Source organism: Streptomyces sp. NBC_00322 (assembly GCF_036147535.1).
Lineage (GTDB): Bacteria > Actinomycetota > Actinomycetes > Streptomycetales > Streptomycetaceae > Streptomyces.
On sequence record NZ_CP108019.1, the window covers coordinates 6,574,795 to 6,587,582 of the forward strand.

A 12,788-nucleotide genomic window follows, 5' to 3' on the forward strand; every position below is an offset into this window, starting at 1 on the left:
CGATCCTGTTGCGCGCGATCAGTCAGTGGGCCGCCGGATCTGCGGTCCACCACCAGTTCTGAGTCGAATGCGCGAACATGCGCCGAACCCTACCCGATGTCGTTTCCCCGACTGTGCGGCCGGACCCGGTCGTCTCATTTACTGAGCAGAGGAATGGACGGCCGACACGACCCCGTAATGTGGTCAGGGTGACCGTGAACGCTAAGACCACCGCTGTCGGTGGCAACACCTGGCGAGACCTGCCCGCGGCGCAGCAGCCCGAGTACCCCGATGCCGAGGCTCTGCGCGATGTCGTCGCGGACCTCGAGTCGTATCCGCCGCTCGTCTTCGCGGGCGAGTGCGACCAGCTGCGCGCCCGGATGGGAGCCGTCGCCAAGGGCGAGGCGTTCCTGCTCCAGGGCGGCGACTGCGCCGAGGCCTTCGACGCCGTGTCCGCCGACCAGATCCGCAACAAGCTCAAGACCCTGCTGCAGATGGGCGCGGTGCTCACCTATGCCGCGTCCGTGCCCGTGGTCAAGGTCGGCCGTATCGCCGGCCAGTACTCCAAGCCGCGCTCCAAGCCGACCGAGACCCGCGACGGCGTGACGCTGCCCACCTACCGGGGCGACTCCGTCAACGGCTTCGACTTCACCGAGGCCGCCCGGATCCCGGACCCCGAGCGCCTCAAGCGGATGTACAACGCATCCGCGGCGACGCTCAACCTGGTGCGCGCCTTCACCACCGGCGGCTACGCCGACCTGCGCCAGGTGCACGCCTGGAACCAGGACTTCGTGAAGTCGTCCCCCTCCGGGCAGCGCTACGAGCAGCTCGCGCGGGAGATCGACAACGCGCTGAACTTCATGAAGGCATGCGGTACCGACCCGGCGGAGTTCCGCACGGTCGAGTTCTACTCCTCCCACGAGGCGCTGCTGCTCGACTACGAGGGCGCGCTGACCCGCACCGACTCGCGGACCGGCCAGCTGTACAACACCTCCGGCCACATGGTCTGGATCGGTGAGCGCACCCGCCAGCTGGACGGCGCGCACATCGAGTTCGCCTCGCGGATCCGCAACCCGATCGGTGTGAAGCTCGGCCCGACGACCACGGTCGACGAGGCGCTGCAGTACATCGAGAAGCTCGACCCCGACCGCGAGCCGGGCCGGCTGACCTTCGTCGTCCGTATGGGCGCCGACAAGGTCCGCGACAAGCTCCCCGAGCTGGTCGAGAAGGTCACGGCCTCCGGTGCCACGGTGGCCTGGGTCACAGATCCCATGCACGGCAATACCTTCGAGGCGGCATCCGGTCACAAGACCCGCCGCTTCGACGACGTGCTCGACGAGGTCAAGGGCTTCTTCGAGGTCCACAAGGCCCTCGGCACGCACCCGGGCGGCATCCATGTCGAGCTCACCGGTGACGATGTCACCGAGTGCGTGGGCGGCGGCGACGAGATCTTCGTCGACGATCTGCACCAGCGCTACGAGACGGCCTGCGACCCGCGACTGAACCGCAGCCAGTCCCTGGATCTGGCCTTCCTGGTCGCGGAGATGTACCGCGACCAGTAGGTGGACCCGTAGTGACGGATCAACGACGGTGGGGCGCGGATCGATGTGATCCGTGCCCCATCGGCATATCCGGCTCTTTTGCGGACGCGTCCCGCCGGGTAAGGTTAGGTTAGCCTCACCGATCATCGGGAAGGCGCCACCCATCGATCCCGCCCGGGAGGTGAACCGCGTGTACGTCTGCTCGTGCTTCGGCATCACGGAGAAGCAGGTGAAGGAACACGCGGATGCCGGTGCCTGCACCCCCCGCCAGATAGCGTCGGTCTCCAAGGCCGGTACCGACTGCGGAACGTGCGTGCGCCGAATTCAGGGGATCCTGGGCCGTGGTGCCTGCCCCCGCCGGGAACTGCTCGAGCAGGGCAGCGGCGCGACCGTACTGGCCGCCGACACCCAGCCGGCCCCTCGGCCCGAGCTCAGCGAAGCCGCGTAGGGCCTGTCCGGCCTAGCTCTCCGGCTGCTCGATCAGCTGCGCGATGTACAGCGCCTCACCGAGCTTCTCCACCAGCTCCAGCTGTGTGTCGAGGTAGTCGATGTGGTGCTCCTCGTCCTCCAGGATCGACTCGAAGATGTTCGCGGACGTGATGTCGCCCTTGGCTCGCATCACCTCGATGCCGCGCTTGAGGCGGTCGATCGCCTCCACCTCGACCTGCCGGTCGGCCTGGAACATCTCGGTCACCGTCTGACCGACGCGCACATGGAAGAGCCGCTGGTAGTTCGGCAGGCCGTCGAGGAAGAGAATGCGGTCGGTCAGTACCTCCGCGTGCTTCATCTCGTCGAACGACTCGGCCCGGGTGTACTTCGCGAGCTTCGTCCAGCCGAAGTTCTCCTGCATCTTCGCGTGCAGGAAATACTGGTTGATCGCGGTCAGCTCGGCAGTCAGCTGCTCATTGAGGAACTCGATGACCTCGGGGTCGCCCTGCATCGCAGAGGCTCCTTCCGCGCGTGTGACTGGGGCAGGTGCGCGCATCCTCGCATCGAGGCAGGGGGCAGTCCAGTAAGTGCATGCTTAGTAGGAGTTGCCCGAATCCGGCCAGACCTGGTCATGACCACCCCTCCATGTCTGTCACCATTGAAGGCATGGGGCAGCCGGAGAGCCGGGAATACCGCGCATCAGAGGAGTCCGAGCTTCCGCCGGGGCAGCGACTGCAGCGTGGCTGGCCGGTCACTCATTACGGGCCCGTACCCAAATTCAAGCCGGACCGCTGGGAGTTCAGGGTTTTCGGCGCCACGGCGGACGGCGACAAGCGCTGCTGGACGCACGAGGAGTTCTCGGCGCTGCCCTTCTCCACGGTCGTCGCCGATCTGCACTGCGTGACGAAGTTCAGCATGCTGGGGGCCGAATGGGGTGGTGTGCCCGCCCGTACGATCGTCGAGCTCGCCCCGCCGGCTGCGAACGTCACCCATGTCATGGTCTGGGCCGAGTACGGATTCAGCGCCAATTTGCGCCTCTCCGACTTCGTCGCTGACCGCACGATCTTCGCGACGCACAAGGACGGTGAGCTGCTCACCGCGGAGCACGGCTTTCCGCTGCGTCTTGTGGTGCCGCATCTGTACGCCTGGAAGGGGCCCAAATGGGTCCGGGGCGTGGAGTACATGACGGCCGACCGCCGTGGCTTCTGGGAGGAGCGCGGCTATCACAATCTCGGCGACCCGTGGCGCGAGCAGCGCTACTCGTACCAGGAAGAGCCCGGTGACGGCCCCGAGCTCTGATCCTTGGCCGTCATTGGTGCTGGGGTCGTCAGTGGTACTGGTGGACCACCGCGTGGCCCTTGCCGCGGCCGATCATCCACCTGTTCACGGGTGTGGTCACCACGAAGGCGATGACGAGCGAGACGGCGAGAGCACCCCAGAACAGCAGGTCAGCGAGCTCCGCGTCCATGGCGTTCGGCCAGAGGGCGATCACGCCGTTGTCGATCAGCTCCATCACGGCGATGGAGAGGGTGTCGGCGGCGAGGGCGACCCGGAAGGCGGTCCTGAAGTCGACTCCGGCCCTGAGGACGCCACGCAGGGTGAGTGAGTAGCCGAAGACGAAGGCCAGGGCGATCGCGAGGATCATCGTCGGCACGTTTCCCCAGCCCAGCGACGTGCCGATGACCATGCCGAGCACCTCGCCGATGGCACAGCCGGTGAGGCAGTGCAGCGTCGCCTGGGCGGCCGTCGACCAGCTGACCGTGCCGTGACTCTCGTGCGTGTGCGCGTGGTGCGCGTGCTCGCTGTGGGTGTCGTGCTGCATGAGAAGCCCCCAACATCAGGTAGCGGTTCCTGCCGACAGCAAGAACCGTATACCCCCCAGGGGTATTCCTGAATCAAGCTCTCTCAGCGGAGTTTCTTCAGCCGCGCCACATCCGCCGCGTGCCCCTCCTTGCCGCCGGGAGTCTCGATGATCAGCGGTACGCCCTCGGTCGCCGGATGCCGCATCAGCTCCCGGAACGGCTCCTCACCTATATGACCTGCGCCGATGTTCTCGTGACGGTCCTTGTGGGCGCCCGCCACATCCTTGGAGTCATTGGCGTGGATCAGCTTGAGCCGCCCCTCGCCGACCGTCCCCACCAGCAGATCCAGCGTCTTCGCCATCCCGTCCGGGCCCGCCAGATCGTGTCCCGCCGCGAAGATGTGGCAGGTGTCCAGACAGACGCCCAGCCTGGGGTGCTCGTCGAGCGCCTCGAAGTACGGGCCGAAGTCCCAGGTGCGCGAGCAGAGCGAGAAGCCCTGGCCCGCCGTCGACTCCAGCAGCAGGAAAGGGTCGTCGTCGTGGGTCAGTTCGTCGAGCAGCGGCAGCATCAGCTCCCGTACCTGCGCCAGCGCCACCTCACGGGCCCGGCCGCCGGTCGCCGAGCCGGTGTGCACGACCACACCCTTCGCGCCGATCTCGCGCCCCCGGCGCAGCGAGTGCCGCAGTGACTCCACGGACTTCTCCGCGGTCGCCTCGGTGTGCGAGCCGAAGTTGATCAGATACGGGGCATGGACGTACGCCGAGATCCCCTCGGCGGCGCACTCCGCGCGGAACCGCTCGTCCTGCGCCGGATTTCCGGCGGGCGTCGCCCAGCCGCGCGGATTGGCGACGAAGACCTGGACGGTCTCCGCCGCCAGCTCACGGGCGTACGCGAGACCGGTGGTGGCGAGGCCGCCGGCCACGGGGACATGGCCGCCGACGGGGTTGCGCATGAGAACTACAGTCCCTTGGTCTTGATGGTGATCGTGCTGCCTTCGGGCGCCTGCTGGTCCGCCGCGACGGACTGGCTCTCCACGGTGTCGCCGAGGAAGGGGAAGCTCTTGTCGACCTTGACCTCGAAGCCCGCCGACTCCAGCTTGCTCGTGGCCTCGTCGACCTTCAGGCCGACGACATCCGGGACGTCGAGCATGCGGGGGCCCTTGGAGACCGTCAGCGTGACGGTGTCGCCGCGGGCCAGCTGGGTGCCCTCGGCCACGGACTGCTCGGCGACGGAGCCCGCCTCCTCGGGGGAGTTGATCTGCTCGGAGGCGATCTTGACCTTGAAGCCCGCACCCGTCAGCCGACTCGTCGCGTCGTCCACCGACTCACCGGTCACATCCGGGACGTCGATCGGCGCGCCCCTGCTGACGACGACGGCGACCGCGGAATCGGGGCTGCGGCGGGTCCCGGAAGCCGGGTCCGTGCTGATCACCGCCCCCTGCTCGATCTCCTCGCTGAACTCCTTGGTGACCACGCCCGGCGCGAGACCGGCCTTCTCCAGTTCGCTCTCGGCCTGGGCGAGCGGCTTGCCCTTGACGTCGGGGACCCGGACGATCTCGGGGCCGCGCGAGACGAAGACGGTCACCGAGCCGTTGCCGCGGATGCGCTCATTCGTCCCGGGGTCGGTCTTGATGACCGTGCCGCGCTGGACCGTTTCGCTGAAGTCGTACCGGACCTTCTTCACATCGAGTCCGGCGCTCTTCAGCTCCTGCCTGGCGTCCTTCTCGGTCTTGCCGATCAGGGCCGGGACGCGGGTGAACTGCCCGGAATTGATGTACCAGACGCCCGCGCCCACGCCGAGCGCGAGCAGCACCGCGACCAGGGCGGCGAGCACGCCGCGCCGGGGGACGGCGCGGCGTCCCGTCGGCCGGGTCGGCTCCGGCGGCTCCGGAGGCGGCATCGTCAGCCGGGCGGTGTGGTTGACCCCGGGCTCCTCGCGGGGGAGCACCCGGGGGATCACGCTGGTTGCGTCCTCCGAGGCGGGCGCGGGCTCTGCGGCAGCGGGCCCGGCATCGTCGGTCGCCAGTGCCTGCGGCGGCACCAGGTCCAGCTGCTCGTCGCTGAGCGGGGCACGGGCCGCGCGCGCCTGTGCCAGCAGCGCGACGGCGTCGTAAGGGCGAACCTCCGGATTGCGGGCGGTGGCGCTCGCAACGAGCTCGTCGAGCTCGACGGCGAGCCCCGGCACCAGGGCGGAGGGCGCCGGCATGTCCTCGTTCATGTGCTGGAACAGGACCTGGGCGGGGGTGTCTCCGGAGTGCGGCTTGGAGCCGGTCAGCATCTCGTAGAGGACGACCCCGCAGGCGTACACGTCGGCCCGGGTGTCGGACGTTCCGTACTCGATCTGCTCGGGAGCGAGATACGAGACCGTGCCCAGCACCGTGCCGGTGGTGTTGGTGACCGAGCCGATCGCGCGTACGAGACCGAAGTCGGCGACCTTGACCCGGCCGTCATCCCCTATCAGCACGTTCTCCGGCTTCATGTCCCGGTGGACGAACCCGGCCCGGTGGGCCGCGCCGAGCGCCGCCAGCACGGGCTCCAGGATGTCGAGCGCCGCCCGCGGCTGGAGCGCCCCGCGCTCGCGCAGTACGTCGCGGAGTGTGCAGCCCGCGACGTACTCCATGGCCAGGTAGACGTACGCACCCTCGGCGCCCTGGTCGAAGACCGCGACCACATTGGGGTGGGCGAGGCGCGCGACGGACTTGGCCTCGCGGATGAAGCGCTCCACGAAGGAGGCGTCGGTGGCGAGGGCCGGGTGCATCACCTTGAGCGCGAGGACCCGATCGAGCCGGGTGTCGACGGCCCGGTAGACCGTGGCCATACCGCCGACTGCGATGCGCGCGTCGACGCGGTAGCGGCCGTCGAGCACCTGCCCGACGAGGGGGTCCTTGAGGGTCGTATCCACGCGGGAGATTCTACGAGTCATGGCTGACGGGGCGGATGCGGTGGGGTGGGACCGGAGCGGTACTGCAGCCGAGCTGTGACGCGGGGCCCTTTCTTCGGGGGCGCTGCCCCCGAACCCCCGCTCCTCAAATGCCGGCGGGGCTGAGTATTCAGCCCGTCCGGCGTTTGAGGACATGCGGCCGAAGGTCGCATACGGGGAGGTTGGGCCCTCCCCCGGACGGAGTCTGGGGGAGGGCGGGTAGGGGAAAACGCCCCGCGCGGCGGTCAGAACGCCGGGCGTTCCGGGTCCAGGACCGCCCGGCCCTCGACCGGCGACGACGCCTCCGCGAAGTGGCGCCGCGGAATCCGCCCCGCCCGCCGCGCCAGCCGCCCCGCCTCCACGGCGTGCCGCATCGCCTCCGCCATCAGCACCGGCTCCTGCGCCCGGGTGACCGCCGATGCCAGCATCACCGCCGCGCAGCCCAGCTCCATCGCGAGCGCGGCGTCGGACGCCGTACCGGCCCCGGCGTCCAGAATCACCGGCACGCGCGCGTGCTCGACGATCAGCTGGAAGTTGTGAGGGTTGCGGATGCCCAGGCCGGAGCCGATCGGCGAGCCCAGCGGCATGATGGCCGCGCAGCCCACGTCCTGAAGCTTCCGGGCGAGTACCGGGTCGTCGTTGGTGTACGGCAGCACGGTGAAGCCGTCGTCGACCAGGGTCTCGGCGGCCTCCAGCAGCTCGATCGGATCCGGCAGCAGTGTGCGCTCGTCCGCGACGACCTCCAGCTTGATCCAGTCCGTGCCGAGCGCCTCACGCGCGAGACGCGCGGTCAGGACGGCCTCGCCCGCGGTGAAGCAGCCCGCCGTATTGGGCAGGACGCGGATGTTCAGCCTCTCCAGGACGGACAGCACGGAGCCCTGGACGGTCGGGTCGAGGCGGCGCATCGCGACGGTGGTGAGTTCTGTGCCGCTCGCCGCGAGGGAGCGTTCGAGTGTGTCGAGGCTGGGCGCCCCGCCCGTACCCATGATCAGCCGGGAGTTGAACGCGGTGTCGCCGATGGTCAGACGGTCGTCGGCCATGCGCTCAGCCTCCCTGCACGGCGGTGAGAACCTCGACGCGATCGCCGTCGCCGAGCAGCGTGCCCGACCACTGGCTGCGCGGGACGACCGCCTCGTTGACGGCTGCGGCGACCCCGGACGGCGCGGCCGTGAGGGCCCCGACCAGGGTGTCCAGGGTGGTTCCGGCGGCGAGCTCGCGGGTCTCCCCGTTGACGGAGACGGAGATGGACACGGAGATGTTCATGCGGGCTGCTCCAGACGCACGGGAGAGAAACGCAGCGGCGTGAAGGCTCGGGCCTCGTCCGGCAGCGCGCCGGTCACCAACAGCTCGGCCAGCACGTCGCCGGTGACGGGGGTCAGGAGCACCCCGTTGCGGTAGTGGCCGGTGGCCAGGTGGAGACCGGGCAGGGCGCTCGGTCCGAGCAGCGGGGCATTGTCGGGGGAGGCGGGCCGCAGCCCCGCGCGGGTCTCGGTGAGCGGCAGCTCGGTGATGCCGGGCACCAGTTCGTGCGCGTCGCGCAGCAGCTCGTAGACCCCGCCGGCGGTGACCGTCCTGTCCCAGCCGAGCTCCTCGCTCGTCGCGCCGATCACCAGCTCGCCGTTCTCGCGCGGCACCAGATAGACATCGCTGCCGCGCACGACGGCTCGTACAGTCCGGGACAGGAAGGGTGCGTACGCGGTCGGCACGGTCAGCCGCAGGACCTGGCCCTTCACCGGCCGCACCGGTGGCAGCACCTCTGCCGGTACGCCGCCCAGCCTGCCGCTGAGGCTGCCGCCCGCCAGGACGACCTGGTCCGCGGTGAGCTCCTCGCCGTCGGTCAGTACGGCTCCGGCCGCCCGGTCCCGTACGACCGAAAGTCGTTCGGCCCAGCCGCGGTGGAAGATCACCCCGGCGCGCTCGCAGGCCGTCACGAGTGCCCCTGCCAGCCGTCGCGGATCGACCTGGTGGTCGCCGTCCACCCGTAGGCCCCCGCGTACGCCGGGCGCGAGCATCGGTTCGAGGCGACGGCATTCGCGCCCGCTCAGCCATTCCGATTCCAGGCCGGACCGGTGCTGCAGGGCATGCAGTTCACGCAGATGCGCCCGGTCGTCGGCGTCGAGTGCGACGGCGAGCGTGCCGCATGCGCGGTAGCCGACCGACTGCCCGCTCGCCTCCTCCAGCTCGGCGACGAAGGCCGGATACCGGCGCGCGGATTCGAGATTGAGGCCGAGCAGTGTCTGCTCGCCGTAGTGGAGTTCGGTGACGGCGGCGAGCATGCCCGCGGCGACCTGTGCGGCCCCGCCGCCCGGCTCGGGATCGGCGAGCGCGACCCGCAGTCCGCGCTGTGCGGCTCGCCAGGCCGTGACCAGGCCGATGATTCCGCCCCCGATGACGAGGACGTCTGAAGTGCGTGTTTCGGAAATACGCGACATGGGCGTCCAGCCCCTCCCTTCGCCGGCATGACCCGGATCAGGTTCGTACGGTCGGAGGCCGCCCAGCCTCCCTCTCAGCCCGGTGCGTCCGGGCTCCCGCGAGTGCCTTACGGTGGCCACCCTAACCCCAGCTCTCAACTCGCAGTAAGGGAGCAGACGCTGTGGCGGTCGCCGGCGGGCGGCGGTGCGGGCGTCGCCGAACACGCTTCCTGACGGACCGTCAGATGCGTAAGGTTGCAGGGTGAGCGAGCAGCAGCAGACAGCAGCACAGGCACCGCGGCGCGTGGTCGTCGTCGGCGCGGGAATGGCCGGGGTCCAGACCGCCGTGGCCCTGCGCGAGCAGGACTTCACCGGGCCCGTCACCCTGATCGGCGCCGAGCCCCACCAGCCGTACGACAGGCCGCCCCTCTCCAAGGCGATCCTGCTCGGCAAGGCCGAGGGCTCGGCCTTCGATGTCGACTTCGAGGCACTCGGCATCGAGCTGCGGCTGGGCTGCGAGGTGCAGGGCGTGCGCCCGGGCGATCATGAACTGGACACCGAGGCGGGAGCCGTCCCGTACGACGTCCTGGTCATCGCCAGCGGCGCCGAGCCGATCACGCTGCCGGGCGCCGAGGGCGTTGCCGGGGTCCATCTGCTCCGCACCCTCGACGATGCCGCACGGCTGCGCCCCGTCCTGGCCGAGCAGAACGACATAGTGGTCGTCGGCGCGGGCTGGATCGGCGCGGAATTCGCCACGGCCGCCCGCGAGGCCGGCTGCACGGTCACCGTCGTCGAGGCGGCCGACCGGCCCCTCGCGGGCGCCCTGCCCGCAGAGGTCGCCGCCCCGATGACCGACTGGTACGCGCAGTACGGCGTCGAACTCATCACCCACGCGCGCGTGGCCGGCATCGAGCCCGGAACGGTGATCCTCGCTGACGGCCGTGAGCTCCCGGCCGGAGCCGTGGTCGTCGGCATCGGCGCACGCCCCGCCACCGGCTGGCTCGCGGGCTCCGGCATCGCGCTCGGCACGGACGGCGCAATCACCGCGGACGAGCATCTGCGCACCTCGCTGCCCGATGTGTACGCGGTCGGCGACTGCGCCTCCTTCCCGTCCGGCCGCTACGGCGAACGGCTGCTCGTGCACCACTGGGACAACGCCCTGCAGGGGCCGCGCACGGTGGCCGCCAACGTCATCGCGAGCGCACGCCGGGAGCCGGAGCAGATCTACGACCCGGTGCCGTACTTCTGGTCCGAGCAGTTCGGCCGCTTCGTGCAGTACGCGGGCCACCACGCCACCGCCGACACGATGGTGTGGCGCGGCGATCCGGCGGGCGCCGCCTGGACGGTGCTCTGGCTGCGCGAGGGCGCTCTGGTCGCCCTCCTCGCCGTCGGCAGGGCCCGCGATCTGGCGCAGGGACGCAAGCTCATCCTGGCCGGCGCACGGCTGGACCCGGACCTCGCGACCGACCCGTCCGTCCCTCTGAAGACGGCGGCACAAACGTAGTCCGGGCAGGGCCCGGCTACCGACTGTCAGTCCGGGATGGCACGCTTGTCCTGTGACCGAGATTGACGCAAAGATCGATGCTCTCGTCCCCGCCTGGCTCCACCTTCCCGACATCGCGGAAATGCTCGATGTCGAGGTGACACGCGTACGGCAGCTGGTCAAGGAAGGCCAGCTGATCGCCGTGCGCCGTGGTGAGAACCGGGCGCTTCAGGTGCCTGCCGCCTTCATCGACGGCAACAAGGTGGTCAAGGGTCTCGCCGGGACCCTGACCCTCCTGAGGGACGACGGCTTCACCGACGAAGAGATGCTGGAGTGGCTCTTCACTCCCGACCCGAGCCTGCCGGGCACGCCCGCGCAGGCGCTCAGCGAGAATCGCGGCACGGAGGTGAAGCGCCGGGCCCAGGCGCTTGCCGTCTGACCTGCCTTCCGGCGCCCTGAGCGTCCGGTTCGGGGCGCCCCGGACGCCGGAAGGACCAACACCACGCGGTGTGCGGGCAAAGGCCGGGCGGCCCCCGCCCGCACACCGCCGACCCAACGGGGGGAACACCCATGTCCACGGCCCGTGAGCTGCTGTCCGACGCCCGGCTCTATCTGTGCACGGACGCCCGGAAGAGGCAGGGCGACCTCGCCGAATTTCTCGACGCCGTGCTCTCCTCCGGGGTCGACATCGTGCAGCTGCGCGACAAGGGCATGGAGGCGGCCGAGGAGCTCGAACACCTCCAGGTCTTCGCCGACGCCTGCCGCAGGCACGGCAAGCTGCTCGCCGTGAACGACCGCGCGGACGTCGCCCACGCCATCGGCTCCGACGTGCTGCATCTCGGACAGGGCGACATCCCGGTCCCGGCCGCCCGCGCGATCCTCGGCGAGGACGTCCTGATGGGACGCTCCACACACGCGGAGTCCGAGGTGGACGCGGCCGCCGTCGAGCCCGGCGTGGACTACTTCTGCACCGGACCCTGCTGGCCCACCCCCACCAAGCCCGGGCGGTACGCCCCCGGACTCGGTCTCGTGCGCTATGCGGCGGGGCTGGGAACCGACCGGCCCTGGTTCGCGATCGGCGGCATCGACGCGGGCAATCTGGACGAGGTGCTGGAGGCGGGCGCCCGCAGGATCGTCGTCGTACGCGCGATCACCGAGGCCGACGATCCGGCAGCGGCCGCCGCGGATCTCACCAAGCGGATACGGGCCTACGGCCAGTAGGCCGTTCAATGAATTTCGGTGTCCGATGGGTGGACTCGGGTTGGGTGACCCCCAGGCCCTGGATAACCTGCGAGTATGGCCTTCGGTACAGCTTCGACCAGGACGGATCGCGCACGGACTGTGCGCGACCTGCTCGCGACCGGTAAAGCGTCCTACTCTTTCGAGTTCTGGGCACCCAAGACCGAGAAGGGCGAGCGGAACCTCTGGAACGCGCTGCGCAGGGTCGAGGCAGTCGCCCCGAACTTCGTATCCGTGACCTACGGCGCCGGCGGATCCACGCGCGCGGGCACCGTCAAGGCCACCGAGCAGATCGCCGCCGACACCACGCTGACCCCGGTCGCGCACCTCACGGCGGTCAACCACTCCATCGCCGAGCTGCGCAACATGATCGGCCAGTACGCCGACGCGGGGATCCGCAACATCCTCGCCGTCCGGGGCGACCCGCCCGGCGACCCGATGGGCGAGTGGGTCAAGCACCCCGAGGGTGTCCAGTACGCCGCCGAGCTCGTCCGGCTGATCAAGGAGTCCGGCGACTTCTGCGTCGGCGTCGCGGCCTTCCCCGAGATGCATCCGCGCTCGCAGGACTGGGACACCGACATCCGCCACTTCGTCGACAAGTGCCGCGCCGGGGCCGACTACGCGATCACGCAGATGTTCTTCCAGCCCGAGGACTATCTGCGGCTGCGCGACCGGGTCGAGGCCGCGGACTGCCGCACGCCGATCATTCCGGAGATCATGCCGGTCACCAGCGTCAGGCAGCTGGAGCGGTTTGCGCAGCTCAGCAACGCCACGTTCCCGGCGGACCTGAAAGAGAGGATCCTCACCGTCAAGGACGATCCGGCCGCTGTACGCTCCATTGGGATCGAGTACGCAACGGAGTTCTGTGCACGGCTGCTCTCCGAGGGAGTCCCCGGACTGCACTTCATTACGCTCAACAACTCCACGGCGACGCTCGAAATCTACGAGAATCTCGGACTGCACGAGCAGTCGTGATCGGTCGTAC

At 69.7% G+C, this 12,788-nt stretch carries 15 protein-coding genes and 1 riboswitch; of the genes, 7 read left to right on the forward strand and 8 right to left on the reverse strand.

Features of this window, described 5'->3' with window-relative positions:
• Positions 1-22: 22 nt before the first annotated feature.
• Positions 23-79, reverse strand: coding sequence for a trp operon leader peptide (locus tag OG905_RS39235; protein WP_443044093.1), 57 nt, complete (start codon positions 77-79; stop codon positions 23-25).
• Between the two features lie 109 nt (positions 80-188).
• Here OG905_RS39235 and OG905_RS29975 point away from each other — a divergent pair, with 109 nt between their 5' ends.
• Positions 189-1,541: a class II 3-deoxy-7-phosphoheptulonate synthase gene (locus tag OG905_RS29975; protein ID WP_328678723.1), complete on the forward strand. Its 1,353-nt coding sequence runs from the start codon at positions 189-191 to the stop codon at positions 1,539-1,541.
• A 169-nt stretch (positions 1,542-1,710) separates the two neighbouring features.
• Positions 1,711-1,968 (forward strand): (2Fe-2S)-binding protein, encoded by a 258-nt coding sequence (locus tag OG905_RS29980; protein WP_443044010.1) that lies wholly within the window; start codon positions 1,711-1,713, stop codon positions 1,966-1,968.
• Between the two features lie 12 nt (positions 1,969-1,980).
• Here OG905_RS29980 and bfr read toward each other — a convergent pair whose 3' ends face one another.
• Complete coding sequence (gene bfr / locus OG905_RS29985; protein WP_142216594.1) at positions 1,981-2,460, reverse strand: bacterioferritin; 480 nt, start codon at positions 2,458-2,460, stop codon at positions 1,981-1,983.
• A 155-nt stretch (positions 2,461-2,615) separates the two neighbouring features.
• Between bfr and OG905_RS29990 the strand changes: the two genes are divergently transcribed.
• Positions 2,616-3,248 carry a sulfite oxidase-like oxidoreductase gene (locus OG905_RS29990; RefSeq protein ID WP_328682681.1) on the forward strand — a complete coding sequence of 211 codons (633 nt, stop codon included), beginning with the start codon at positions 2,616-2,618 and terminating at the stop codon, positions 3,246-3,248.
• 28 nt (positions 3,249-3,276) lie between these two features.
• On the opposite strand, the gene OG905_RS29995 is transcribed toward OG905_RS29990, so the two are convergent.
• The 6 genes from OG905_RS29995 to thiO all read right to left on the reverse strand — a co-directional run bounded on the left by OG905_RS29995 (position 3,277) and on the right by thiO (position 9,102).
• Positions 3,277-3,771, reverse strand: coding sequence for a DUF4396 domain-containing protein (locus OG905_RS29995; protein WP_328678729.1), 495 nt, complete (start codon positions 3,769-3,771; stop codon positions 3,277-3,279).
• A gap of 83 nt (positions 3,772-3,854) precedes the next feature.
• Positions 3,855-4,703, reverse strand: a complete 849-nt coding sequence (locus OG905_RS30000; RefSeq protein WP_328678731.1) for a deoxyribonuclease IV — start codon at positions 4,701-4,703, stop codon at positions 3,855-3,857.
• 5 nt (positions 4,704-4,708) lie between these two features.
• On the reverse strand, positions 4,709-6,652 hold the full coding sequence (pknB, locus tag OG905_RS30005; protein WP_328678733.1) for a Stk1 family PASTA domain-containing Ser/Thr kinase: 1,944 nt from the start codon (positions 6,650-6,652) through the stop codon (positions 4,709-4,711).
• A gap of 263 nt (positions 6,653-6,915) precedes the next feature.
• On the reverse strand, positions 6,916-7,710 hold the full coding sequence (locus OG905_RS30010; RefSeq protein WP_328678734.1) for a thiazole synthase: 795 nt from the start codon (positions 7,708-7,710) through the stop codon (positions 6,916-6,918).
• A 4-nt stretch (positions 7,711-7,714) separates the two neighbouring features.
• The gene (gene thiS, locus OG905_RS30015) at positions 7,715-7,933 is read right to left on the reverse strand and encodes a sulfur carrier protein ThiS (protein WP_328678736.1); all 219 of its coding nucleotides are present in this window, start codon (positions 7,931-7,933) and stop codon (positions 7,715-7,717) included.
• A complete protein-coding gene (gene thiO / locus OG905_RS30020; RefSeq protein ID WP_328678738.1) occupies positions 7,930-9,102 on the reverse strand; it encodes a glycine oxidase ThiO in 1,173 nt (390 codons plus the stop codon). Before thiO ends, thiS begins: the two co-directional genes overlap by 4 nt.
• A riboswitch (TPP riboswitch) is annotated at positions 9,100-9,212 on the reverse strand. It overlaps the preceding gene by 3 nt.
• 131 nt (positions 9,213-9,343) lie before the next feature.
• On the opposite strand from thiO, the gene OG905_RS30025 reads away from it, so the two are divergent.
• The 4 genes from OG905_RS30025 to metF all read left to right on the forward strand — a co-directional run bounded on the left by OG905_RS30025 (position 9,344) and on the right by metF (position 12,778).
• Entirely contained in the window at positions 9,344-10,585 is a 1,242-nt protein-coding gene (locus OG905_RS30025; protein ID WP_328678739.1) for an NAD(P)/FAD-dependent oxidoreductase, read from the forward strand.
• Positions 10,586-10,637: 52 nt separating this feature from the next.
• Positions 10,638-11,003 (forward strand): Rv2175c family DNA-binding protein, encoded by a 366-nt coding sequence (locus tag OG905_RS30030; RefSeq protein ID WP_266477341.1) that lies wholly within the window; start codon positions 10,638-10,640, stop codon positions 11,001-11,003.
• Between the two features lie 131 nt (positions 11,004-11,134).
• Entirely contained in the window at positions 11,135-11,785 is a 651-nt protein-coding gene (gene thiE, locus OG905_RS30035) for a thiamine phosphate synthase (RefSeq protein WP_328678743.1), read from the forward strand.
• 75 nt (positions 11,786-11,860) lie between these two features.
• Positions 11,861-12,778 carry a methylenetetrahydrofolate reductase [NAD(P)H] gene (gene metF / locus OG905_RS30040; RefSeq protein ID WP_328678745.1) on the forward strand — a complete coding sequence of 306 codons (918 nt, stop codon included), beginning with the start codon at positions 11,861-11,863 and terminating at the stop codon, positions 12,776-12,778.
• Positions 12,779-12,788 lie beyond the last annotated feature (10 nt).